This window comes from Enterobacter cloacae complex sp. ECL414, assembly GCF_021869685.1.
GTDB lineage: Bacteria > Pseudomonadota > Gammaproteobacteria > Enterobacterales > Enterobacteriaceae > Enterobacter > Enterobacter kobei.
Genome location: NZ_CP091482.1, coordinates 46,855 through 70,251, shown reverse-complemented (window position 1 = coordinate 70,251; position 23,397 = coordinate 46,855). Strand labels below are relative to the sequence as shown.

The following is a 23,397-nucleotide window of genomic DNA, read 5'->3' as shown; positions in this document are numbered from 1 at the left end:
GGCTAAATCTTACGATGCAATTAAATACCAGACAGGCCCGGATTTTTAAGCTTGCCAACTTACTGGGCACCGGCAAGCCCGTTTCCGCTGCCGACATTATAACCAGTCTGGAATGCTCAGAGCCGACATTAACCCGGGCCCTCAAAGAGCTACGCGAGTCATATTCTGCGGAGATCAAATACAGCAAGGCAGGTCATTCCTACCATCTCGTTAATCCGGGCCAGCTGGATAAAAAGACCCTTCGCCGGATGAATGAAGCGCTCGCACAGAATGCTGAACTGAAAACCGGTGAGTCTACAGGGAAGGTCGTACTCGATAAGGATAAAAAAACAGCCGTGTCCTTATCGCTACGCATGCGGATCTTAAGAAAAATTGACCGTCTGGCTGCGCTGAGTGGCTCGACCCGAAGTGAAGCGGTAGAGAAGCTGGCTCTGCACTCCGTTGACGAACTGATAAAAGAATACAGCGCTAAAAAGTCCTGACGCTAAATCTCAGACCGGGGTGAAAACCCCGGTTTTGTCATATTTTACCTCTGTATTGGCGTGACGTAGTTTTGATCTATTCTCCTCCCGCAATGCCAGCAGCGCCTTACTGACTACAAAACCTGGTGTCTTGACATCCTCTTGTGCTACACATCAATCTTTGGGCGTTTTACACTCCATTCATGCAGATCTGTGATGTATGATGAATTTCATACATAAGACAGTTTATTTGTCCGAGTTTTTTCAGAAATCTTATATTCCAGTCCGGTCTGAATTATTTTTCTGTTGATAAGAGGCCATTCACATGTCGGTAATTCTATGGTGGTTAACTTATTTCTTTAATGCCGCTTCTGAGTATTTAATCTCCACCCGACAGATGTCGTGCCGTTTTATCAAATCAACAAACCCTGGCCTCTTCCTGAAACTACTCTCCTCTTCCGATCTCTTAAGAAGGAATTACATTTGAGACGCTTACCCGTATATCTGCTACTCGACACGTCCGGCTCTATGCACGGAGAGCCTATCGAAGCGGTTAAAAATGGCGTTCAGACGCTGCTTACCACGCTGAAACAGGATCCGTATGCACTCGAAACGGCTCACGTGTCAGTGATCACCTTTGATTCTTCAGCCCGACAGGCAGTCCCCCTGACAGACCTCCTGAGTTTCCAGATGCCAGCACTAACAGCCAGCGGCACCACGTCTCTTGGCGAAGCGCTTTCCCTCACGGCCAGCTCCATTGCCAAAGAAGTACAGAAAACGACGGCTGACACTAAAGGTGACTGGCGTCCCCTTGTATTCCTGATGACGGATGGAAGTCCGAATGATGACTGGCGTAAAGGCCTGAATGACTTTAAAGCGGCCAGAACCGGCGTTGTTGTGGCATGTGCAGCCGGGCATGATGCCGATACCAGCGTCCTCAAAGAAATCACTGAAATCGTGGTTCAGCTCGATACAGCTGACAGTTCGACGATTAAAGCTTTCTTTAAATGGGTCAGTGCGAGCATTTCGGTAGGCAGTCAGAAAGTGGAGTCCAGCAAAAAAGAAGTGATCGGTCTTGAAGACCTGCCACCGCCGCCGCCAGAAGTAAATGTGGTCTTATAATTTTATTGATTAAGGGGATATCATGTCTGTCAGTCTGAGCAAAGGCCAGGGCGTAAGCCTGAAAAAAAATGAATACGATCTCTCGTCCGTTACTATCGGCCTCGGTTGGGATATTAATGAGGAAAAGAAAGGTTTTCTCGGCGGGATCTTTGGGTGATGCTGCCAACTTACTGATTTAGTGTATGATGGTGTTTTTGAGGTGCTCCAGTGGCTTCTGTTTCTATCAGCTGTCCCTCCTGTTCAGCTACTGACGGGGTGGTGCGTAACGGCAAAAGCACTGCCGGACATCAGCGCTATCTCTGCTCTCACTGCCGTAAAACATGGCAACTGCAGTTCACTTACACCGCTTCTCAACCCGGTACGCACCAGAAAATCATTGATATGGCCATGAATGGCGTTGGATGCCGGGCAACCGCCCGCATTATGGGCGTTGGCCTCAACACGATTTTCCGCCATTTAAAAAACTCAGGCCGCAGTCGGTAACCTCGCGCATACAGCCGGGCAGTGACGTCATCGTCTGCGCGGAAATGGACGAACAGTGGGGATACGTCGGGGCTAAATCGCGCCAGCGCTGGCTGTTTTACGCGTATGACAGGCTCCGGAAGACGGTTGTTGCGCACGTATTCGGTGAACGCACTATGGCGACGCTGGGGCGTCTTATGAGCCTGCTGTCACCCTTTGACGTGGTGATATGGATGACGGATGGCTGGCCGCTGTATGAATCCCGCCTGAAGGGAAAGCTGCACGTAATCAGCAAGCGATATACGCAGCGAATTGAGCGGCATAACCTGAATCTGAGGCAGCACCTGGCACGGCTGGGACGGAAGTCGCTGTCGTTCTCAAAATCGGTGGAGCTGCATGACAAAGTCATCGGGCATTATCTGAACATAAAACACTATCAATAAGTTGGAGTCATTACCGGATCTTTGGTAAAAAAGAAGAAGAATACGACCTTGATGTGATCGCTTTCCTGTGTAATTCAGCCGGAAAGGTGACCGATCTCGGCAATGTGGAAAATGGTAAACCAACGCTTGTGAATGGCGATATCATCTTTTTCAACAGCCTTCGCCATAAGTCAGGCAATATCTGGCTGACGGGCGATAACCGAACCGGAGCCGGTGACGGTGACGATGAGCAAATTATTGTGCGCCTGAATTCCCTTGACGCTCAGTACGAGAAAATTGTGTTCATCGTTCAGATCTACAATGGTGAAAAGCTCCAGCAGCACTTTGGTAAAGTTCAGAATGCCTTCATCCGGGCAGTAGATGCCCGTAATATTGAAATGGCACGATTCGATCTTTCTGGCGGACCCGCCTTCGCCAGCCAGCGCTCCATGGTCTTTGCCGAGCTGATACGCGAGGCTACAGGCTGGAAACTCAGGGCAATTGGTGAGCCTTCAGAATCAGATTCGTTTGTCTCGCACCTGAGGAATTACATGTGATGCGCCGCCTGCCTGTTTACCTTGTTATCGACACATCCGGCTCGATGCGCGGTGAGTCAATCCATTCCGTTAACGTTGGAATTCAGGCGATGCTTAGCGCTCTTCGCCAGGATCCCTACGCCCTCGAAAGCGTTCATATCTCCATTATCACCTATGACAATGAGGCGCGTGAGTTCATTCCTCTCACGCCGCTGGAAGACTTCCAGTTTTCTGACATCGTTGTGCCAAGCGCAGGCGGGACGTTCACCGGTGCTGCCCTTGAATGTCTGATGCAGTGTGTTGAACGGGATGTACGTCGCTCAGATGGTGATACCAAAGGAGACTGGCGTCCTCTGGTATTCCTGATGACTGATGGAACCCCTTCTGATGCCCTGGCGTACGGTGAAGCGGTAAAAGCGATTCGCGGCCGGGGATTCGGATCCATCATTGCCTGCGCCGTTGGTCCTAAAGCAGGCCATGAGCACTTAAAACAGCTCACCGATAAGGTTGTGTCTCTGGAGACGCTAGATTCAACCGCGTTTGCAGGTTTCTTTAAATGGGTATCGGCCAGCGTGTCTTCCGGCAGCACAAGCGCGGGGATTAATAACGGAACTGATACCCTTCCCCCTCCTCCACCAGAAATCCAGCTGGTGCTCTGACAGACAGAAAGGTGCTGTTTCCGGGCAGCACCTTTCTGTACAGCAACGTTTTCTGCTGGCCGTACCAGCCGTACGAGGAAAATTATGAGACGCCTTCCCGTGTTTTTTGTCCTGGACTGTTCAGAGTCCATGATTGGTGAAAACCTGAAAAAAATGACTGATGGTCTGCAAATGATCGTCGGAGATTTAAGAAAGGATCCACACGCACTTGAAACAGCCTGGGTCTCGGTAATCGCATTTGCCGGTGTAGCCCGTACGATTGTACCTCTTCACGAAATTGCCTCGTTCTACCCTCCCCGCCTTCCCGTTGGCGGCGGTACGAGCCTTGGAGCTGCATTGCGTGAGCTGACCGTGCAAATTGATACCCAGGTCAGAAAAACCACTCATGAGGCTAAAGGCGACTGGAAACCCGTCGTGTATCTCCTTACCGACGGACGTCCGACTGACGACACAACCGCAGAAGTGAAGCGCTGGAAGGATCACTACGCGAGTAAAGTGAATCTCATTGCCGTTGGCCTGGGGCCGTCAGCGGACCTGAATATCCTGCGGCAACTGACAGAGAATGTCATGCTGTTCACCGAATCTCAGGAAGGGGACTTTACCCGCTTCATCAAATGGATCACGGCCTCGGTTACGGCGCACAGCCGCAGCGTCGGGGACGACAAACAACCTGAGCTCAGCCAGACTGAATACATAGTCCGGCTGGCCAAGGACGAGCCAGTAAAAGCGTACGACGAAAACTGCGTTACGCTTACCGGCCGTTGCAGCAAGACCCGTCGTCCGTACCTGATGAAGTATGAACGGCCACCAGCAAGGGTTTCCGGGCTCGATTTCAGTCTGAACCTGAACAGCTTTAATATTGCCGGATGCTATCCCATCGATGAGGACTATTTTGCGTGGTCAGATGCCACCGCTACCGGTTTGCAGGTAAATACCAGCGAACTGCATGGCGTACCGGGTTGCCCCCACTGCGGTAATGCCAGTGCGTTTGCCCTGTGCTCATGCGGAAAGTTGCTGTGTATTGACGGCCCGGATGACGTGATCTGCCCGTGGTGTGAAACAGGCCTGTCATTCAGCAATGATGGCGGAAACACTAACTTCGACGTAAACAGAGGGAGAGGTTGATGTCGCAAAATGCTTTACTTGAAGAGAAGATTATCCGCTTAGTTCTGTCTGAGCTGGGCCACCCTGTTGAAGGTGAGCGGCTTTTACTTCTATCGCAGGACCCATCCCTTACCGAAGAAATTATGCGGCTTAAAGAGCGGATTGAGAGCCTTGCACAGGGTTTATCTGCGCGGGTTAGCGAAGGTGATAACGACGCAGAGATTGCCGCCTCGTCAGCATCCAGTCTTTCCGATCAGCAACAAACGGTCGTAAGTGTTGCTGATAACCCGGGCATTGACGCTACCGATACATCAGCACTGCAACCCCTGCCAGAAAATGAGCCTCATCCTCCGTTCTGGAAGCTGATGCCTTATTACGAATTTGATAAACCAGCACAGAGGGAAGACGAAAACCTGTCTTCCCTGGTATTAAAACCCGGGCAGATACCGACAGGCCAGCAGCGGGCCAGCTTAGCTGTGCCACCTGCCGTTCCCCCGAGAGCTAAAATAACGATCCCCAACGCCCGCGCAGGCGAACGTTTCTCTTCGCCGGTTGCTATCGTTCTGGGTGAGGGCCAGCAGGCTACTGTCAGGGACGTTGTCTTTCCCCGGAACATTGGCCTGTCTTTTGACAAAGAACAGGAGTTGCTGACAGGTACTCCCACCGAAAGCGGCGATATAGAGCTTTCAGTAATCTGGTCATGCACGTCGCACGACGAATGTGAAACAAAACAGCTATTTATAATCAATCCCGATCCGAGAAGCCTGTGGAAGGTGGTAGAGCCACCAGCAGACGCTCCCTACCCTAAGTCCCATCTGGACGCTGCTGGCCTGGTCAGGGGTGATATACGTATTGCTGCCGCCAGTCGCCGGGGACGCTCTCATGAGCATGCCGGAAGCTTCAGAGATGACGACTTCTACATCAACCACTGCCAGGAAACAGGATGGTCTGTCATGCTGGTCGCAGACGGAGCCGGTAGTGCGGTAAATTCCCGGGAAGGCTCCCGGATTGCAGTCAAAACGGCTGGCGATTACCTTTTAAATCAGCTCAGTGGTGTGAAAGGCGTCCATTTAAAGCAGCACATCACGGCGTGGGAAGGGAGCGATCAGCAGGCAACAATAAACGCCATGCTTCATCATTTTAAACAGGCAGCTACGCTCGCGGTCAACAGTATCCAGAACGAAGCCATTTGTGCAGAACAACCTGTGAAATCCTATTCAACAACCCTTCTGGCAACTGTAGCGCTACGAACTGATAACGAGCTGTTTGCGGCTGCATTCTGGCTTGGTGATGGTGCGATAGGTGCATACAGCCCTTCCGGTAAAGTCAGGATACTGGGAAATCCCGATAGCGGAGAATACGCAGGACAAACCCGTTTCCTTGACCAGAGCATTATCGCAGACCCCTCGTTTAGCGGCCGCATCAGCGTGGGTAAATGGAATGATGTATCTCACTTGATCCTCATGACAGACGGCGTCTCAGACCCTCTGTTTGAGACGGATAATGGGCTTCGCAGTGACGAAAAATGGACCCGTCTCGTTGATGAGCTCAACCCTGTCCTTACAGACGCCAGTATTGCGCCTGAGAGGTTAGGCGACTGGCTTAACTTTTTCTCCACAGGGAACCATGATGACCGCACTATTGCGGTGTTGTGGTAAGGGATACGCTTTTTCGGTGATCAATATGGCAAATATCGTTACGTGCAAAACAAAGGACGGCGAAACAGTCCAGTATGTTGACGAGGTAATTGGTTCGGGCTCGATGAAGGATGTTTACTTTTCGCCTGATAAATCATACGTCGTCGCTTTTTATCATAAACCGCAGAACGAGCAGGCCCGGGATCGGATTGATATGATCACCGGACGCTACAGGCAAAACATTTTTGGCCAGTCCGGAGGTGAATACTGGAAGGACCTGTTTTGCTGGCCGACCCATGTTGTTGAGCATGGGCATAAAATCGGCATCGTGGTTCCAACCTACAAAAGCTACTTTTTCTTTAAATACGGCTCTAAAAACGATGATTTTCTTGGCATAAAAGGTCGTGAAAAGGAAGGCAAATGGTTTGCCAGCGCCAGCAACCAGAACAAATTTCTCGACCCACGTGAACGAGGCAATACGCTTACCTATCTCAAGGTCTGTCTGCTGCTGACAAGAGCCGTCAGAAGGATGCATGCGGCAGGTCTCTGTCACAGCGATCTAAGCTATAAAAACGTGCTTATCGATCCAGAAATGGGACATGCCTGCATCATTGACGTAGACGGCCTGGTTGTCCCTGGAAAGTATCCTCCCGACGTGGTGGGCACCCCGGATTTTATCGCTCCGGAAGTGGTGAAAACCAGTCATCTTTCCAAAGAGGATCCGAACCGCGTATTGCCAAGCATTACTACTGACCGTCATGCGCTGTCGGTGCTTATCTACATGTATCTGTTCTTCCGTCATCCGCTACGTGGCGGAAAAATACATGACATGTCGGATGAAGTACGTGATGAGACCTTATCTATGGGTGAGAAGGCACTCTTCATTGAACATCCGACAGACAAAAGCAATGCAGTCAAAGTCAGTCAGCTATCGTCCTTTTCACTGCCCTGGGCTGACCCGGAGAAAATTCCTTACACCATCATGGGCCCTTATCTGACACCTTTGTTTGAGCGCGCCTTTATAGATGGCTTACACGATGCCACTAAACGCCCGACCGCCGATGAGTGGGAAAGCGCCCTGGTTAAAACAGTCGATCTGATACAGCCCTGCCAGAACAAGGCGTGTGAACAGAAATGGTACGTTTTCTCGGGTAAGACAAAGCCGGTTTGTCCCTACTGCGGTACGCCATACAAGGGTAAATTACCGGTTCTAAATTTATATTCTTCCCGAAAGGAAGGCAGTTATCGTCCTGACGACCACCGGTTGATGGTGTGGAGCGGGCAGTCAATCTATGCGTGGCATGTGAATCGCCTCATTGCGCCAAATGAGCGTACAACCGATTTGCAAAGGAAACGAGTTGGGTATTTTGTTTTCCATAACGATCAGTGGTGGTTAGTAAATGAAGGCATAAATGGGCTTATGTCATTACCGGATAAACGACAGATTGCCATTGGGGAAAAAATTGAACTGACGAATAACGCTCAGTTTGTTCTGTCAAAGGAGGAAGGCGGCAGGCTGGTCGTCGTTCAGTTAGTAGAAAACTAACGGACGCCCATAACGACTAAAACGTTCTGGCAGCATACTGAACCTGTTTAATGAATCACTATATTAAGCTGTGTCAAATTTAAGCTGCCAGAAAAACTGACTGTCTGTGCCGGATATGCGGTACACCTCCTGCGGCAAGGGTTTAATGCGCAAAGCCCAATTTATTTATAAGAGTGAATAGTTTTGTGGCTCTACCCTGCCGCTCTCCTTTCCTGTGTCATGGTTTTTAACATCTGAAATACTGACATTGTTAAGCCGGTGATTGTATAAGGCGATGCGGACAATCTCATGAAGATATTCAAGTTCGTTTTGTGTCAAGGACTGGCCTTCCTGGGTTTTTGAAATCATTTCCTGCCAGCAGATCAGTCTTTCGTAACTGACATGTTCGCTGTTTTCCAGGCAGTGCAACCTGAAATAGCGAAGGAACAAAGGAAATTCATCGGTCTGAGCGATGTCATAAGCCCGAACCGTTAACCTACACAGACATACAATCGTATCCTGCTGTAACCTGACTAACGCGTTATGACTGCCCGGAAGGATATCAGGCAATTTCATCTTACAGTCAGCAAGGCGCTGAAGAAGAGGCCCTTCCTCTGAAGGCTCCCGTCCCCGATACTCCTGAAGAGGTTCAGATTCAAGTTCATGCATTAATGGATGATATAGCCATTCCCGGGAACTGGTCTCATCAATGATCAGGCTTTCAATGCACTCACTGTATGTTGTTTTACGTCGCCCGAGCTGCACCTGACTGATTTCATATTCAATATCTGGAAGATCGATACGCAATGCGGCAACTCTTTCGGAAGGATGAAGGTGGTCAAAGGTTAACTTCGCAGAAATGCTACGATCCCTGTCCAGAAAGACGGCCACACATAAATCATTAACCTTTACGAACAGATCAGCTGTGCCTCCGAACATACTGCCGCTTCCAATAACCTCATTCAGTGAAACCGGCCCACCATCGTCGCCAGCGAGAAGATTTGGGAAACCAAGAACCTGGTGCTCGTTGATGACTTCAATAATTTTTCCCCGGATGGCTTCCATCAGACCATCACAGTCACCGGCTACAGCAGTACTGTGTGAGAAATGCCAAAGCTTGACCTCCCCCTGCTTTGCTAACAGATCAGTTTTGCAAGCGGGGCAGATGCAGTTACAGTCGATACCCCGGCTGACCTCTGTAATATCTAAAAAGAGTCCTGATTCTCTCTGGAGTCCAAATGGAATACCAAATGTGTAACTCTTACGCATGGCTGCACCCCGTTTTTGATAATTATTCAAACTATATCCGAAATAACGGAGGAGGATTTCTGTAAAACGAATTAAAAGAAATGATTTTTTAGTTTTCCAGATTAATGTTTGACAAGAATCAAATGAGAGCCTTACAAATATGGAGAGAGAAGTTTAGGTAAAGTAACTTTTATCACAACTTCTAAAATTAAGGAGAATATCGGATGTATTTAGCAGTGGGCTTGGCTTATGATTAAAGTCTTTCTCCGAACTTAATAAGAAAGTTAAAAAGACAGGCTATTACAGTGCCTTTAGCCCCGAAAGGGGCATAAACTATTTTCAAATCCAGACACAGTCTTTTTGTTGTGCCAATATCAATAATTACTCGCGAACAAAGGTCCACACACTCGCAGGAACTTTGTCATATAACTTTTTCATTGTCAGTTCAGCTTTACGATGATCATAAGCACCAGAAATTTCAAGAGAGGCGACACCCGAGTTTTTTTCACATAACCTTTCAAATACTTTTTCGAGCGTTTCGAACGAACTACACTTACGGAATTTCATTAAATAAGACTGCTTTGTGTCAGACATAATCAACCTTCTTTAGACAGGCCTCAACTGGCCAGGGATAATCTTAATATCATTTTTCACTTAAGCCTAACGATTTCACAACCTTTTTCGTTGTTTCCACCCTGTTCATAACCAGGTACATGAGTGCTAAAATGACTGTAAATAAAACCAGTGTATCCCGGTGAGCAGGATGAAGAATCAATCAGTGATCAGACAGTTTTCGGAAAGCGAATTGCATCAGCAGCTGGAAACGTTCGGCAACCATGATAAACAGCTTTCACGCTTGATCCGTTACTTTTCCCATCTGAGATACAACACAGCTAAAACCTATCTGCACTGGCTACGAGTATGGAACGAATGGTATCAGGCGAATGCCCGGTTGCATACAGACTGGCCAGTAAGTTCGCTCCCCGTGTCTGAGGAAGCTCTGCTGGCGTTTATGGGGCATCTTGAAGGCAAATTGTCACGAAGCAGCATAAACAGCTGTCTTCAGGCCTTAAACAGTATCCATAAAAAAGGGCTTAACCTGCCCGGGATTATTACGTCTGAAGCATGGTACATGCTGGAAGCCTTAAAACAATCGGAAGCCCGGAAGCGAAAGACGACTAAACAGGCAACTCCCTTTCTTATTGGCGATCTCAAGGCTCTGATAAAGTTACGCAGTACTACAAACTCAGTTCGTAAGCTTCGTGACCTGTGCCTGATCTGGACAGGCTTTGAAACACTGCTCCGTTCATCCGAAATTCGCCGTATACGTCTGAAAGATCTGTCTCTGGATAGTATGACCGGTGAATTTAACCTGACGGTATACCGTACAAAAACGAACATCAGTACACTTCTTACCTACCGGCTGACACGTCAGTTAACTAACTGCCTCTTGAGATTGATGAACCTTGTGAAAATGGATCAGCACAGTCATCCGGATGAATACCTTTTCCAGGCCGTAAATTTCCATGATACAGGCTATATGCCACCCGGCTGGAAGCTTCGGAGTAAAGGGAATGAGCTATCTGAGCTTCTTAAACGGCATAACCTGCCCTACCGTGCTAAACAAAGTCTTCTGAACGATGAAGATGAGGAAGACACTGTGGACGATGCCGGTATGCTCAGCAAAAATTCCCTTTTACGGGCATTTAAAGAAATGTGGAATGAGCTTTATCCAAATGAGACTAAAACCCGTTACTGGACAGGGCACAGCGTTCGTGTAGGCGGTGCGATACAGCTGGATATTGAAGGTTACTCGCTACCACAGATTATGGAAATGGGGAACTGGTCGAATGAAGAAATGGTTATGCGCTACATTCGCAATATTGAAGCTGGTAAAAAAGCCATGATCAAGCTTATGCGAAATGCCTTTGATGAATAGCGCCCTCACGGGCGCATAACTTTATTTTTTCTTGAACGGGTTAAGTCTGGTGAGATTAGAGAGTGCCCCTCCCGGAGGCAAAATTCCCGTCCTTTTATATTTGTACACGCCATTTAATTTCATTGTCTGGATTCCAAGATTAATAAGCGTGACAAGTTTAAGGGTATACAGGAGTGTAAATTGGGGAGCAACCTGAATAAAAACTAATAACAAGCCTGCACACATTACACGTAGCCATGCCGCGTACTCCATGCTCAGCGGACGCTTGAAATAGAATCTTTCGAGCAAATCAACTGTCTTATTACTGATCCACGCCGCCGCCACTGAGAGTAACAACACGATGCACACCATAATGCCCAGTTCCATTTTCACTCCCTTCTCTTTTAGTCTGTTTAAGTTGAGGCTTAGCCACAGTAGTTTTGTTTTTTGCTTTTTTCTTAGGTTTGGTATGGTGAAACAGAAAACAATCCACCATTACCCAACCATTTTTATATCGAGCCACCAGCATCTTCTGGCTGGGGTAATGAGCATGAAACAGCATTTTCACGTCCATGGTGCCCATCAACGACTGTTTGCGCTTTAGCTCATCCTCAGCCATCTGAAATTCTTGTAAGAATTCTGAAGACAGACGCTGACGCAGAATTCTTATGGCACTGGAGTTTTCATCATTCTTTGCCAGGTGCCCGAAGCGTACAAGTGCCTTGTGGGTTATCTGGATGGGTCCCAGATGAGAGCTGAGCTGTTCGTACTGCCAGAAGTAGGTCAAATCCACCTTAACCCAGCTGATGCTGTCCAGCAGAGCCTCGTTCATGATGGTTCCGGACATAGGTACCATTGTCAGCCTGGCCAGACGCATATGTATGTAGTCCGTAAGCAACCTCAGCGACTCAGGAACGTTTTTATTGAGTAGGAGATGCTGAAGCACCGGGGTTGCGGTCTGCCAACACAGATTGCGCCCGTCAGGCAGGAAAGCAAACTTTTGATCGTCAGGCGCAGAGTTCGAAGCGTTTTCCTTACGAAGCAAAAAATAATGGCCGCACAGCAGCTCTGCTCTTACCTGGTCCTCGTCAGGGTCATGTCGGGCTTTACTTAGATCAACGGTTAGCACAACGCGGTTAATCGCATCAGCGTGATATTTTTTTACCCAGACGCAGACACGATAGAGACGCTCATCGATTTTCTGGCTGGCTGTGGAAATCCATTGCATTGTTGTTCCTTAATTTTCGGGGCTGACAATGAAAATGCCCAGCTCAGCCCCCGGCACGAGTTCTGTATATTTCAGGCTCAGCTTCCGTTGGTTGGACGGACCCTGGCTGTTTTCAGGAGCCCAGTCAGAGAGCGTTTTTAATTGAGGTATGTTGCCTGCTGCGAAAATGGGCAAGGATGCTTTTACTACTGAATAATCAGTCTCAGCATATTTATTCCCGTTTCGTTCCTGCCCTTCAGGCCTAAATGCAAAAATGTGAGCAATCGGAACAGGGAAAGAGTTAGTTCGACAAAGGCGATAAGATTCGCCCTGCTTCAGTGGGTGAAATTCAAGACGGTGTAAAGCCTTATCGATATTAGACACGACATTCAAATTGGTAGTTGCTACATTTTTTACTTCTGAGGCTCTCCTGCGCTCCAACAAACTCACAAGTTGCTCTGCTGTTTTAACTTCCTGGTTTCGGTTTAGCCGCCATGAAAAAGTAACTTTTTTAAGCTGGGACTTGATGAAAAGGATATTTCTTGTTGAGTGCATAGCGACAAGGCCCGGGAGCTTCTTGTGCACTTTATCAAAACGGACATTCTTTTTATTATCGATACGCCTCATTGCCGCAGCAAAATCATTTTTTGCTTCGTTTATAGAAGTGATCAAGCTTTCGAGAAGATCTGCTCTTTCGGGGACAATGATTAGACCCGGGTATTTAGTGGTTACTTTGGTGGAATCATGACTTAATGACTCTATGTCATCCACACAGATGTCAGTAAGTGCCTGAATAATTTCCTCAACCGAAGCATCGTCTTTAATACTAACCCTGATGGGTTTAACCTGCTTCAAGCGCTCTTCTGTTCTAGATACGGTGGAGACAGTCATCAGGTTTGCCATCATCGGGGGGGGGTTCGAAAGAAAACACTTGAGCGAGTCGATGCGTTCCAGAATCTGGTCACGAAAATAGGGCAAATCGTCATAACTCATACGTTTCTCCAGGCTCATGTTATTTCCAATCAATTTTGCTGCCCAGGCTGACCTTGCAGAACATAAATGTCATGTAAACCTCTAAAGAAGTCATTTTGAAACAGCTTTCACAGCATGCGATTTATGTTCGATAGGGCTCATGAACAAAGGATGATAATGGAGACGCCATGGATAGTGGATAGTCTTACCCACCTGGGTGATCCGATTGAGGCGAAAACGACCATTTATACAGTCAACTGACCAAAGCCCGGGAGAAACTAACCTCTTCCAGCGGTAAAAAGAGAAACCTGCAACACAGAGGTCATGCTCCAGGAAATGTTGAGTTTCGACGACGCGAACTTTTATCAAAAACCCCAGCATTGGCGAAAACCAGATCAACAACCATGTTGGCGGCAGGATGACTTTGTTCAGGAGATGATCTGTCATAAGCAAGGCAGATAACATCAGAAAACTGATAGTCAACCACAGGGCCATCCAACCGGCCCATACGCGGCTCTGACAGGGTTTCCATTCGAGAAGAAAAAGTTTTTTATGCATTCTGCCCCGCCTAATTTTAATGTATTGCCGAAGTATGCTGCATCATGATGGTGGTGCGGGGAAAGATTTCAAACTTCCACAATTCTGAAGCCGTGTTCCAACCATGAAAGATCCCGTCTCCACAGCGAGTGTTAAAAGCAAGAATTTCATCCCTGACCTGGTAAGCGAGCACTTCTGGCATATCAATAAACTCAGGTAAGGAAAGAAGAATTCCATGGATAACTTCTCCGGTTAACTTACTCATAACCTCTTCCTCAGACAGGGCAGCGTCCGGGAACAAACACAACGGAAGTGAAAAACAACATAGGTCAAGACCAATAGCAGCCCTTCCTGCGTCGTAGCCTTCTTCATTAACGACAAAACGAAAGAATTTTTCTGTCTCACCCCGTAATGATGACGGTCCTTCAGACGGAACTTCAATACCACTGAAGACTTTATCGGTCCAGTTGGTAAAAGGACTGGTGAAAACCCAACAAATTAAGGATAACGCCAGCTCTTCCTTAAACATACGTTCAGTGCCGGTAGTTCTGGAAAGTTGCTTTTGAGTACTCATGTTTTACCTGTTGCATGAAATTATTGATGTTATATAAACACAACCGGCATTTTATCTAATAGGTTTGAAAACACTAAAAATCGCAAATGCTGGTACCTTTCTGTTTTAAGAGATTTTCAAGGTAAAGTGAGGCTAGATCAATTGGCTGGTTCTCTTCAAGACAGGCTCGCACAAGATCTTCAATAGAGACCGAATCAACCCCCCTTCCCTGTAAAATTTCTTTAGCAGATGCCAGCGTTTTATGAACGCTTCGACTTAGTTGTAATCTGACTTGTGTGCGGGTATCAAAAAGACAATCTTCTGTGACACTTTGTGAAACGGTTCTACTCATTGAAAAATCACTCCATTTCTGGGATCGAATGAAAATTAACAGCTATAGATGTATCAGGTTTCCCATTTTCTACGATACTCAACCACGTACGCGCTGAGATTTGTTGTTCACAGACGAGTATGTAACCTGTTCCCTGTTGATGATGTAGCTCAAGAGCTTTTAGGATAGGCTCTGAATGAGGTCCGAGAGCATCACGCGTGTGAATAAGCGTTTGCTCTGGCAATACGTTGCTAAGCATAGACAGCAGAACATTACGCTCATCCTCATTATCCGACAAAACAAGAATTATACGAAAACCCGTTTTTATACGAAATCTGATTTCTGAAACTAACTTTCTTAATCTTAATTTATATATGACCAGGCGGAATCGAGTCATCAGTAAAGAGACCACTGTGAAGATAACGATTACTGCGCCATATTTTGACCTGTAGAACCACCAGTTAAGGCCTCCAGCAACTATCAGGATTAACATTAAAATTAAACTCCCATAGAAAAAAAGTGCTGGGTAGCGAGTTGTCTTTCCTTCAATTAGTGCTGAGGCAAATATCAAAATGGATATTCCGTAAATTACCCAGTCAAAAATACTTTCTCCAATCATTCTTTAGTGAACATCCTTAAAAGTGGAAATGTAGGTTTATGGGTTTATGCATTTTCCTGATGGCCTTGACAACCAAGGATTTCACAGAAATTGTCACAGTGTGAAGCTGTAACAAAGCGCTCTCCACGTTCGAATCGCTCAACCAAATCCTTTCTTACTTCACTTCCAGGTTTCTGGAAGATGTACTCAAACTGGAGATCCTCGGCCGTTGAAAGTAGTCGTTCTATGCTGAAATCAACATGGTAAAAGCAAAACTGATTATCAACCGGGGGAAAGTTGCTTTTGGTACTGTTCTCGTTTTTGGATTTTAGTTCATTCATGAGCTCTCCTTGGTTGAGAACAGTATACAAATCTCTTTAGGGATTTTTTTTCGTTAATAGCACTTTTTTGAGTTTAAAGAGTATGTTCATACCAGAGCATTAGAGGCTACGAAAAGGATAATGGAATTAGAAAGATAGATTTTAAGTGGTGATGTAAGGTGGGATAGGTAGAAGAGGAGTAGACGCTTGTAAGCGAGGCAAAAAAAAGGCACGGAAACCGTGCCATAAGAGTATGTGAGAAAAAATCAAAATCAGGGAAAGAATCAAGCAGCTTGTGAAACTGAATCTCCAACTGCAAGATTTAAATTTCTTAGGTTATCGAAAACTTCAGATACTAAGTCATTACGGTCGTGGATTTTAATCCGCCCACCGGTTAACTCTGAAACATAAACGGTATGGCAGAGGTCAGTAACCACTTCGCCGTATTCATCAACGACTTCCAAAGATGCAATCATCGGAATATAAGAAGCCGCAGCATAGCTCTCATAAATACTTATTATGGAGTCATTGTTGCGTCGAGAAATTACCCTACCAGAAGGTAAAGCCTCATCTTCCATATAGCAATCAGATAGGTCCTCACAGAAGTCATTTTCTTTAAGTGAAATATTAAGGGTCAATTCACTGTTGATAGAGCGTGAATAAGAATATTCACTCAGTTTATAGCAAGCCAAACTTATATCACTAAAAGTTTCATAAGCTTTATAGAGGCTCGATGTTATAGACTCAGATACAAATGTTATTAGTCCAATAAAATGAGTATCCCAGAACTGTTGCAAAGCAAAACGGGCAATCATAACCTGACCATCAACCTGCATCAGTCTGTTATATTCATCCCGGTCATAACCTTTCGACTGAGAAACATCATTAGACATGCTAAGAACTTCACTACAAACATCATCATATTCAAAACGGCTAGTTGCAAAGTGTTTTCCTGAAATCTCAAGGTACTGACCAGAGACTGCGTCAAACACCTCAAGAAAGTAACAGAGTCGAGATTTTAAAGATTCTCTGTTTAAAGCTTCTATTTCATTCTCAGAGATACTATCGACATATAAATCAACAGCATTCTTGAGTTCAATAGCTTTGATATTACAGGTAAAAGAAAGCTCGTCACTTTGACAATGGCAAACACTTAATACTATATCCGCCTCATCAAAATCTATGCCAAGATAGCTCAGAACTGCTCGGACATAGTTTTTATCATCAGATGAATGTGTCATATACACTACCTCAAATTTGAGAGGAAGTGCCCCAGAAGGGAAGCGACTTCCCCACTGGGTTAGATAAAAGTTTGGTTAAGCTAAAAGAAGATGCCAGCGACAGATTTTACATTGTCATAGACAAGTGTCTTCAGCCAACCAAAGTTACTTTTTTGGACTGAAGCAAAAGGATCATTGAGACGCGTTACGAAAATCGTCAAAAGCTTCAGTTATTAGTAATGTGCGATCAGTTACTCTGTATCGGTCATTACTTTCGAGAGATACGTAAGTTGAATGCGAAGAATCACAGACAACACGCCCTCTTTTATTGATCAATCTTACTTCCATCATCACCGGCACATTGATAATTGAAGCAACATCGGTATAGAGGGATATGAGGGCATCATTGTCACAATATAACGCCCCGTTCCCATCAAATGTATCGTTAAACTTAATATATATATCTGGCATATTTGCCGGATAATCATCAGTATTGAAATCAATGCATAACTTTAAGTCATCATTAATACGGCGATTAATCTTATGCTGCCCAACACGTACAAAGCCATGTTCAACAGCTTTGATAATCCTTAAAGTTTCATTAAGACAATCTGTAATTCTTTTCTCGACAAATGAGATAAAGTCACCAAAGTCGGAATGAAAAAACTGTTTAAGTGCAAATTTCGCAACTAACACTTTCCCATCCACCTTCATTTTATCGAGATAAAGATTTCTTATAGCATCAGTAGAAGAATTAGCTTTAGATAACTCTTCACAGTCATTAATAATCATTGAAACAATATCAATAACTTTAACTGGGCTTAAAGTATTACTATATCCGCGAATATCAAACGTAAAAAATCCGAAATTCTTAAATACTCCAAGAAAATAAATTATTTTTTGTTTCAAAAGAATAGAATCGGAGTAAGATGCGTTGTGCTTTATTAGTTCAGATATGTAGAGATCCAACATACAATTTAAATTATCGATATCTACATCGTAATCAAAGGTTACTTTGTCGAACGAAGTATCAGATAATTGAACGGTTATATCGTCAGCGGGAACATTAAGGCCTAAATTTTGATAAAGAAAGGCACTAACAAATTCCACGTGGTCAGATTCTTTAAACATTTACACTACCTCATGACTAAAAAGGAAGTGCTTCCCACCGGGAAGCAAGTTCCCGGATGGGTTAGATTAATTATAAAAGAGTTCTTCAGAAGGTAAATGCATTTCTGGTTTGAACTGTTTTAAGGAGTTGTTTATAGCTTTTCGATATAACCCTGAAGAGTGTGGCTTAAACATTTGATATTCCGTAACGAGCAGAGGAGACGTAAAGCATCCTAAGTTCACTAGTGAAATATTTGATGTTTCTTCACAAACATCTAATTCAGCGTATATCCGCCTCTTCATTACCCTGCCTGCTAAATAGCGACGAACATGATTTATAAACTTGTCCGCATCTGATATAGAATTAACTATATAATCAGATGTGACTATCTGATTAGATACAGTTTCAGGTATAGCTTCGGCTATTATTTTTACGTTCATTTCATAATCAACACTATGGAAGCAAGCAAGAATTTGTGGCTTCGCGCTTTCTAAAATCTTTTCAAGAACAGAAAAAATCAGAGAGAACTCGTTTAAAATTCGCTTTTGTATAAGTCCATGTAGATGTTTTATGAAAGGAGAACCGTGTTCAACAAGGCCTAGTATAAGATCCTTAGAGGCCAAATCTGAGCGGTAATAAACGTATTCTAGATTATCCCGGTTAAATCCTTTGATAAGCAAATCAGGCTGCTCTGAGACCAGTCGTAAATGAGTTGAAGCTATAGAAACTTCAAAACGAAAGTTCGCGAGATTTACAGGGCCTGCTTTTAATGTAGCCGCTTCGGAAAAATAAATGAAAAGAGGATGCAAATCATCGTTACCACAGTAAAGATGGTCTGCGCCCTTAAGATATTTCACCAAATGAGGTAGAAAAGATATTACTGGAATATCAGCCACAAATCGAATATGCCGAAATGGTTTTGAATCCAAATATATATTTTCCACTACAGCGCCAACAAAACCCATTTTAACAAGAATAGATTCAACTAACTTTTGTATCGCATTCATTTAAATACCCTCTTAATAGAGGGATTTCTCCCAAAGGGAGAAATCCCTATGGGAGAAAATAATTTTAATTAATAATTGTAGCGAAGCGCATGTTCTTTTTCACTAAGATGGTTTTCATATTCCGACTTACCAGAACTTAAACACTCTTTGAAAAAGACCTTTGAAAAATTCTTCAAGTCACTTCGGTTGTTAATTTCTTTGTCAGACATCAACTTAGCTGAGTGTGAGGTATCCACAGGCCCCAACCACCATTCATATTTAATATAAACACAATTGGTTTTTGTATGTCCATTTAGAAATCGTTTTGCATTTCTAAGTATTTTTCTACAACCGTTAAGGTCTGAAAGTAAGATATCTGGAGCAATGAGCTCTTCCAGAATATGACCAGGTAAGCCTTTCCTAAAAAGCTCAACATCGTAACTACAATACCAGTCACGATAATTAAAAGCTTTAATAAGTCTTTCAGGTGTATCCAAAGATATCTTATTCAGGATTTTTAATGCAAAGCATACAGCATCTTTTAACAACTCGTGCACCTCAACATTGATAAATGAGAAAAACGAGCTTAATTCTTTCTCTAAGGAATTATACAACTTACCGTAAATATCCTGAGAAAAAAGATACTGCAATCTTTCTTTATTATAAGTGCAATTCGAAATTGAATAGACTTCTCCTCTTTCGATTTTGCACCCTTCCCTTAAAACTATAGGAAACCTCAAATGGTTAACAATGAAAGAATGATTCTTTCTTTGCTTCAAAGCATCTAATTGAAATTTCGTAATTTCCTCCAGATTTGCATCTTCAAAACCTGGAAAGGGAATATCACAGAAACAAGAACTATATGCTTTTGCTGATTCATACATAAACTCCAGTGAAACATCAGCATCAAAAGACATACCAGAGAACATGCCCTGCCCATTGTCTAAAAATGTAATGTTTTTAACCTGTATTTTTTTATGTTGAACAACCAAAAAGGCATTAATGATTTTTTCGATAATTTTCATGTGATCCTCTCTCAATAAAAAAGGGATCACTCCCATATGGGGTGTGATCCCCACATGGGTATAATTTAATTAAAAATCTGTAAGACCTAAATCTTTATTTCTACCACAAACTGTAGAAGATATAAGACGTTTTACTCGCTTTCGAGCACTTCGGCCTGACGTATCTTTCAAGTACATCGGTAATGACAATGATGAGATTTGATTACTTCGCTTATGATGGCAGACTATATAGCCCTGCCTCCACCCCGAACGCACAAACTCACGGATGCGGTTAATATATGCCGAAGCTTGAGATTTTGTACTTATCGATTCAGAACACTTTAAGTTCTGTTCGATAGAGTAAAGCTCAGCCGCCATTAATTTCACCTCATACAGGTCATCCCCATAACTTATAGTTTTCAACAGCTCTTCCTTTTCCCGAATGAAAAATACTTGCTGCATTCCAAGGATCAGGTCATAGGCCTCTCGAAAGAGGTCGATAAGCTTATTACGAACATAAATCATAAACTCCTCAAAGTGCTGAAGCCAGAAATAAGCCGCATTACTTATTTGTGAATTGTGAGAACAAACAAGCCCTTTAGCAAGCTCGACCTCTTCCTCCCGAAAAGTAAAGTTACTTTTCTTAAACCGACTTTGTTCAAAAATGCTTTGATGCATTTCTATCCATACAGAAACAAAACCGAGGGATTCAAATTCTTCGTTTAACAAATGTAAACTTTCGAAGATTTTCTGAATTTCGATCCCGATGTCATATGACAGTGGACATTCTTTTATAGAATAAACATAACCGGGTAGGAAGTGAGATAAATGCTCAGTTCGCAAATATAAACTGAATTTAAGTTCTGTCAGTGGTTGTTTCAAAGATAATTTAGATGATTCGCTTATATTTACTGGTTCAACACCATTTCTAATCAAAATAGCTTTTACCAGGTCCGTAGCTAACTTCATACAGCCTCCAGTCGTTATTGAGGCCTCCCTGATGCAGGTTGGCCATCAGGGAAAATATGTAAATCAATTAGCAACCAATCAGACCGTTGCCATTACATTGTCAATGTATCTGACAAGGGATGGGCGGTCGTCCTGTAAGGCAAAACGGCGAAGGTCATCAAGATTATACGCAGGAAGATAATCAGCGTAACCTCGAATACGAAGGTCCTCAACCACAACTTTTATATACTCAAATCGTCCAAGATTTCCTTTTAATGGGGGTTTTCCTGGACTAGACAGCATATCGTCTGCTTGCTCCCATGTGATTTCTTTAGCTTCACCACTATGTAGATCAAGATGGACATATATGAATGACTTATAATCTCCACGGCAACGAAGATAATATTTCGGATAGAAATATTTGTCACAACGCAACAAACACGTTCCTGAAGGACGAACTACGTACAACAGGTTTCTGTCATTTTCTAATATGCCATGTTTCAAAATCGTTATATCTATCTCATTATCATGCAGCAAATAGCATGACGATGGTTCATTGACGATGCGCGATTTTATAACAGCAGCAAATTTATTAAAAACTTCGTTAGTTTGAAAATTCATTAAAATGCTCTCCGATGTAAAACGACGAGCATCACCATAACGGTAATACTCCCGTTATGGGTTTTAATAGTTTATGGAATAACCATGTCATACAACCGACCATAGCCAGTAGTACCGCACATTTATTTAACTGAGCAAGCATCTCAGCCGTGAAAAGACCTTAAAGGCAGGTAATTATCACGAAGGAAAGCGGTTATCTTATCAATACAATTTAAAAAATAATATTGATAAGATAACCCCCCCCGCAAAATGCGGGGGAGTTATCGTTGTTACAGCTGATTAAGACATTCAGGAGCCCAGTGAATCGGGAATCCATCCTGCCCTGTTAACTGGAGAACATCGTTCCAGTCGATACCCTTTTTCCCATCAGGAATATCTTGTGCTGGTTCGAAGACTTCAATTGTCAGCTTTGATGCGGGATATCGTTTAGCCAAAAACTCAACCATGCGGCTTTGAAGTCGCTGAGCAGCTTCGATACCGGCACGAGTGCCTTGTGAGTTAGCAATATCCTTATCCGCCCAGATATAAAAGTTTATATATTTTACATCCGGCGGAGGCAGTAAAAAATCAGGAACAGTAACGTTTTCAAGGCACCATGCGGAGCTGGCTGCCCAGCATGGTGTTGAAGTCGCTTCTACAACAGAAAGCGCATTCTCGATCCCTTCAGCCACTCCCAGTGTCCAGGTCGAACTACCTGAATCATAGTGAGGGTCAAACAACTGAATTGAGCCACCTGTCATATCGGCAGGAGGCTTCATCATCAGCTTTGGATTTTCTACAGGTGCCTTATCACCGTTTTTGTCTACGTATGTTCTATGGATAGTCAGAGGCCGACCTCGGGTGTCACGATAGATTGCAATCATTCCCGGATAGATAATCGATTTCTGCTTATCTTTATCCCAATAGTAGATCCGGTTATTAAAGCCTAAATCCTTTGGTAAGTGACTCAGTAAGCGGGAGATCCCACGATTACGGAGGTACAAAGCAACAGGAGTATTAGGCTTTATTTCACCGGTATAGTGATACATCACATCAAGTTTTCGCATTCGCTTTGCCACTTCCTCTCGGTCAAGAGTTTCTGTGGCACGAACTGCTGATTTATAGCGTCGTTCATTTTCAATGTCGGCGTCAGTTAACGGAGCATGCAGATCCATCCCGAAAAAATCTGAGAGAATCTTTTTGCAAGTCTGCGTTTTACTTAATTCATAATATTTCGCCAGAACATCAATTCCGTCGCAAAACTCATTTACCGGAAAGTCATTATGGATCGCACATCCGGTATAAAGGTCTTTTTGTCGGAAACGAAACTTCGATTTCCCTGCGCCAGTAAACGGGCAAGGAACCTGGCTCGGGGCTTTTGCACAAGCGTCTTTGAAAGCAGGTATTCTTTCGAATATATACTTCCAGCCAGACACTTCAGCAATTCGAGCATGAACGAGTTTAATAAAGTGTTCAGATACTTCCTGTGGTTTACGACGAAGAGCCGGGGATGCATAAGTCATGATGATCTCTCTTATCTGGCATTGTGAGTTTCTCAATGCCTTCTGCGGTGCAGAAGACAGGGAGAAACCCACAACGCAGAATTTAAGAAAGAGGGCCCGGGGGCCCTCAACATTTATGCTTCAGTCGTGAAGCCATTATTCTCAAGACGCTGTATGTAGTTATCTACAAGTAACGCAGCCTGCTGGCTATTACCCTCCGCTATAGTGACTTCGCGGAAGATTCTTTCCTGAGGGCTATCATTGCTTATAACTTCACCAACACGTCCGAAAATACGGACTTTATGCATCGCACCGACTTTTTCATGTTCTACACGGTAAGTTTTTATCTGAGTCATATTTTGCTCCTTATTCCTTCATGGAGCAAAAAGACCCACCGGGGCCTTTTTGCCCCGA

Annotated in this window: 25 protein-coding genes and 2 pseudogenes; 10 read left to right on the top strand and 17 right to left on the bottom strand. The window is 44.3% G+C overall.

Translation table 11 applies throughout. The features are described from left to right. Positions 1–14 precede the first annotated feature (14 nt). The 9 genes and pseudogenes from terW to L3068_RS23580 all read left to right on the top strand — a co-directional run bounded on the left by terW (position 15) and on the right by L3068_RS23580 (position 7,949). The gene (gene terW / locus L3068_RS23620) at positions 15–482 is read left to right on the top strand and encodes a tellurium resistance protein TerW (protein ID WP_001176767.1); all 468 of its coding nucleotides are present in this window, start codon (positions 15–17) and stop codon (positions 480–482) included. A gap of 462 nt (positions 483–944) precedes the next feature. Next, positions 945–1,583: a vWA domain-containing protein gene (locus tag L3068_RS23615; RefSeq protein ID WP_001253657.1), complete on the top strand. Its 639-nt coding sequence runs from the start codon at positions 945–947 to the stop codon at positions 1,581–1,583. Positions 1,584–1,605: 22 nt separating this feature from the next. Then, positions 1,606–1,737: pseudogene (locus L3068_RS23610) on the top strand (TerD family protein); the annotation flags it as partial. Between the two features lie 53 nt (positions 1,738–1,790). Further along, a protein-coding gene (locus L3068_RS23605; RefSeq protein ID WP_095033700.1) for an IS1-like element IS1B family transposase occupies positions 1,791–2,488 on the top strand; the annotation gives its coding sequence in 2 pieces (ribosomal slippage) (positions 1,791–2,040 and positions 2,040–2,488; 699 coding nt in all). A 17-nt stretch (positions 2,489–2,505) separates the two neighbouring features. Then, positions 2,506–3,024, top strand: a pseudogene (locus L3068_RS23600) (TerD family protein); the annotation flags it as partial. Continuing rightward, on the top strand, positions 3,024–3,662 hold the full coding sequence (locus tag L3068_RS23595; RefSeq protein WP_001253658.1) for a vWA domain-containing protein: 639 nt from the start codon (positions 3,024–3,026) through the stop codon (positions 3,660–3,662). The pseudogene L3068_RS23600 and the gene L3068_RS23595, both read left to right, overlap by 1 nt. 84 nt (positions 3,663–3,746) lie before the next feature. Beyond that, positions 3,747–4,787 (top strand): TerY-C metal binding domain-containing protein, encoded by a 1,041-nt coding sequence (locus L3068_RS23590; protein ID WP_001253656.1) that lies wholly within the window; start codon positions 3,747–3,749, stop codon positions 4,785–4,787. Beyond that, the gene (locus L3068_RS23585) at positions 4,787–6,424 is read left to right on the top strand and encodes a PP2C family serine/threonine-protein phosphatase (RefSeq protein ID WP_000081059.1); all 1,638 of its coding nucleotides are present in this window, start codon (positions 4,787–4,789) and stop codon (positions 6,422–6,424) included. Before L3068_RS23590 ends, L3068_RS23585 begins: the two co-directional genes overlap by 1 nt. Positions 6,425–6,449: 25 nt before the next feature. Further along, the gene (locus L3068_RS23580) at positions 6,450–7,949 is read left to right on the top strand and encodes a helix-hairpin-helix domain-containing protein (protein WP_001284318.1); all 1,500 of its coding nucleotides are present in this window, start codon (positions 6,450–6,452) and stop codon (positions 7,947–7,949) included. Positions 7,950–8,114: 165 nt separating this feature from the next. On the opposite strand, the gene L3068_RS23575 is transcribed toward L3068_RS23580, so the two are convergent. Both L3068_RS23575 and L3068_RS23570 read right to left on the bottom strand, forming a co-directional pair. Then, positions 8,115–9,197, bottom strand: coding sequence for a competence protein CoiA family protein (locus tag L3068_RS23575; protein ID WP_001232447.1), 1,083 nt, complete (start codon positions 9,195–9,197; stop codon positions 8,115–8,117). A 360-nt stretch (positions 9,198–9,557) separates the two neighbouring features. After that, on the bottom strand, positions 9,558–9,770 hold the full coding sequence (locus tag L3068_RS23570) for an Hha/YmoA family nucleoid-associated regulatory protein (RefSeq protein ID WP_001285422.1): 213 nt from the start codon (positions 9,768–9,770) through the stop codon (positions 9,558–9,560). 169 nt (positions 9,771–9,939) lie between these two features. On the opposite strand from L3068_RS23570, the gene L3068_RS23565 reads away from it, so the two are divergent. Next, complete coding sequence (locus L3068_RS23565; protein ID WP_000795949.1) at positions 9,940–11,115, top strand: tyrosine-type recombinase/integrase; 1,176 nt, start codon at positions 9,940–9,942, stop codon at positions 11,113–11,115. Positions 11,116–11,416: 301 nt separating this feature from the next. Here L3068_RS23565 and L3068_RS23560 read toward each other — a convergent pair whose 3' ends face one another. The 15 genes from L3068_RS23560 to L3068_RS23490 form a co-directional block, all read right to left on the bottom strand. After that, positions 11,417–12,322: a hypothetical protein gene (locus tag L3068_RS23560; protein ID WP_001198595.1), complete on the bottom strand. Its 906-nt coding sequence runs from the start codon at positions 12,320–12,322 to the stop codon at positions 11,417–11,419. A 9-nt stretch (positions 12,323–12,331) separates the two neighbouring features. Next, complete coding sequence (locus tag L3068_RS23555) at positions 12,332–13,294, bottom strand: DNA replication terminus site-binding protein (protein WP_236904884.1); 963 nt, start codon at positions 13,292–13,294, stop codon at positions 12,332–12,334. A gap of 90 nt (positions 13,295–13,384) precedes the next feature. Continuing rightward, a complete protein-coding gene (locus tag L3068_RS23550; protein ID WP_000549069.1) occupies positions 13,385–13,831 on the bottom strand; it encodes a hypothetical protein in 447 nt (148 codons plus the stop codon). Between the two features lie 16 nt (positions 13,832–13,847). Next, positions 13,848–14,384: a hypothetical protein gene (locus L3068_RS23545; RefSeq protein ID WP_000107167.1), complete on the bottom strand. Its 537-nt coding sequence runs from the start codon at positions 14,382–14,384 to the stop codon at positions 13,848–13,850. 73 nt (positions 14,385–14,457) lie between these two features. Next, positions 14,458–14,715 carry a hypothetical protein gene (locus L3068_RS23540; protein WP_001371933.1) on the bottom strand — a complete coding sequence of 86 codons (258 nt, stop codon included), beginning with the start codon at positions 14,713–14,715 and terminating at the stop codon, positions 14,458–14,460. Between the two features lie 7 nt (positions 14,716–14,722). Further along, positions 14,723–15,313, bottom strand: a complete 591-nt coding sequence (locus L3068_RS23535; RefSeq protein ID WP_000578891.1) for a hypothetical protein — start codon at positions 15,311–15,313, stop codon at positions 14,723–14,725. A gap of 44 nt (positions 15,314–15,357) precedes the next feature. Beyond that, positions 15,358–15,633: a hypothetical protein gene (locus L3068_RS23530; RefSeq protein ID WP_001004200.1), complete on the bottom strand. Its 276-nt coding sequence runs from the start codon at positions 15,631–15,633 to the stop codon at positions 15,358–15,360. A gap of 263 nt (positions 15,634–15,896) precedes the next feature. Then, positions 15,897–16,853: a hypothetical protein gene (locus tag L3068_RS23525; protein ID WP_000149830.1), complete on the bottom strand. Its 957-nt coding sequence runs from the start codon at positions 16,851–16,853 to the stop codon at positions 15,897–15,899. 171 nt (positions 16,854–17,024) lie between these two features. Then, on the bottom strand, positions 17,025–17,963 hold the full coding sequence (locus L3068_RS23520) for a hypothetical protein (RefSeq protein WP_000472041.1): 939 nt from the start codon (positions 17,961–17,963) through the stop codon (positions 17,025–17,027). A gap of 66 nt (positions 17,964–18,029) precedes the next feature. Beyond that, positions 18,030–18,950, bottom strand: a complete 921-nt coding sequence (locus L3068_RS23515; RefSeq protein WP_044704555.1) for a hypothetical protein — start codon at positions 18,948–18,950, stop codon at positions 18,030–18,032. Between the two features lie 68 nt (positions 18,951–19,018). Beyond that, complete coding sequence (locus tag L3068_RS23510; protein ID WP_000691119.1) at positions 19,019–19,954, bottom strand: hypothetical protein; 936 nt, start codon at positions 19,952–19,954, stop codon at positions 19,019–19,021. 69 nt (positions 19,955–20,023) lie between these two features. Beyond that, complete coding sequence (locus L3068_RS23505) at positions 20,024–20,902, bottom strand: hypothetical protein (protein WP_000762003.1); 879 nt, start codon at positions 20,900–20,902, stop codon at positions 20,024–20,026. Between the two features lie 78 nt (positions 20,903–20,980). Next, positions 20,981–21,502, bottom strand: a complete 522-nt coding sequence (locus tag L3068_RS23500) for a hypothetical protein (protein ID WP_001011130.1) — start codon at positions 21,500–21,502, stop codon at positions 20,981–20,983. A gap of 269 nt (positions 21,503–21,771) precedes the next feature. Then, entirely contained in the window at positions 21,772–23,004 is a 1,233-nt protein-coding gene (locus tag L3068_RS23495; RefSeq protein WP_000220379.1) for a DUF7146 domain-containing protein, read from the bottom strand. Between the two features lie 113 nt (positions 23,005–23,117). Continuing rightward, positions 23,118–23,339: a hypothetical protein gene (locus L3068_RS23490; RefSeq protein ID WP_000192120.1), complete on the bottom strand. Its 222-nt coding sequence runs from the start codon at positions 23,337–23,339 to the stop codon at positions 23,118–23,120. Positions 23,340–23,397: the final 58 nt, after the last annotated feature.

Bases quoted from the DNA above. Each gene is read 5' to 3' on its own strand.
- L3068_RS23525 (WP_000149830.1), bottom strand. From the start codon at position 16,853: ATGACACATTCATCTGATGATAAAAACTATGTCCGAGCAGTTCTGAGC.
- L3068_RS23580 (WP_001284318.1), top strand. From the start codon at position 6,450: ATGGCAAATATCGTTACGTGCAAAACAAAGGACGGCGAAACAGTCCAG.
- L3068_RS23595 (WP_001253658.1), top strand. From the start codon at position 3,024: ATGCGCCGCCTGCCTGTTTACCTTGTTATCGACACATCCGGCTCGATG.
- L3068_RS23490 (WP_000192120.1), bottom strand. From the start codon at position 23,339: ATGACTCAGATAAAAACTTACCGTGTAGAACATGAAAAAGTCGGTGCG.
- L3068_RS23495 (WP_000220379.1), bottom strand. From the start codon at position 23,004: ATGACTTATGCATCCCCGGCTCTTCGTCGTAAACCACAGGAAGTATCT.
- L3068_RS23565 (WP_000795949.1), top strand. From the start codon at position 9,940: ATGAAGAATCAATCAGTGATCAGACAGTTTTCGGAAAGCGAATTGCAT.
- L3068_RS23505 (WP_000762003.1), bottom strand. From the start codon at position 20,902: ATGAAGTTAGCTACGGACCTGGTAAAAGCTATTTTGATTAGAAATGGT.
- L3068_RS23550 (WP_000549069.1), bottom strand. From the start codon at position 13,831: ATGCATAAAAAACTTTTTCTTCTCGAATGGAAACCCTGTCAGAGCCGC.
- L3068_RS23515 (WP_044704555.1), bottom strand. From the start codon at position 18,950: ATGAATGCGATACAAAAGTTAGTTGAATCTATTCTTGTTAAAATGGGT.
- L3068_RS23555 (WP_236904884.1), bottom strand. From the start codon at position 13,294: ATGAGTTATGACGATTTGCCCTATTTTCGTGACCAGATTCTGGAACGC.
- L3068_RS23590 (WP_001253656.1), top strand. From the start codon at position 3,747: ATGAGACGCCTTCCCGTGTTTTTTGTCCTGGACTGTTCAGAGTCCATG.
- L3068_RS23540 (WP_001371933.1), bottom strand. From the start codon at position 14,715: ATGAGTAGAACCGTTTCACAAAGTGTCACAGAAGATTGTCTTTTTGAT.
- L3068_RS23530 (WP_001004200.1), bottom strand. From the start codon at position 15,633: ATGAATGAACTAAAATCCAAAAACGAGAACAGTACCAAAAGCAACTTT.
- L3068_RS23535 (WP_000578891.1), bottom strand. From the start codon at position 15,313: ATGATTGGAGAAAGTATTTTTGACTGGGTAATTTACGGAATATCCATT.
- L3068_RS23585 (WP_000081059.1), top strand. From the start codon at position 4,787: ATGTCGCAAAATGCTTTACTTGAAGAGAAGATTATCCGCTTAGTTCTG.
- L3068_RS23510 (WP_000691119.1), bottom strand. From the start codon at position 19,954: ATGAAAATTATCGAAAAAATCATTAATGCCTTTTTGGTTGTTCAACAT.
- L3068_RS23520 (WP_000472041.1), bottom strand. From the start codon at position 17,963: ATGTTTAAAGAATCTGACCACGTGGAATTTGTTAGTGCCTTTCTTTAT.
- L3068_RS23575 (WP_001232447.1), bottom strand. From the start codon at position 9,197: ATGCGTAAGAGTTACACATTTGGTATTCCATTTGGACTCCAGAGAGAA.
- L3068_RS23500 (WP_001011130.1), bottom strand. From the start codon at position 21,502: ATGAATTTTCAAACTAACGAAGTTTTTAATAAATTTGCTGCTGTTATA.
- terW (WP_001176767.1), top strand. From the start codon at position 15: ATGCAATTAAATACCAGACAGGCCCGGATTTTTAAGCTTGCCAACTTA.
- L3068_RS23545 (WP_000107167.1), bottom strand. From the start codon at position 14,384: ATGAGTACTCAAAAGCAACTTTCCAGAACTACCGGCACTGAACGTATG.
- L3068_RS23560 (WP_001198595.1), bottom strand. From the start codon at position 12,322: ATGCAATGGATTTCCACAGCCAGCCAGAAAATCGATGAGCGTCTCTAT.
- L3068_RS23570 (WP_001285422.1), bottom strand. From the start codon at position 9,770: ATGTCTGACACAAAGCAGTCTTATTTAATGAAATTCCGTAAGTGTAGT.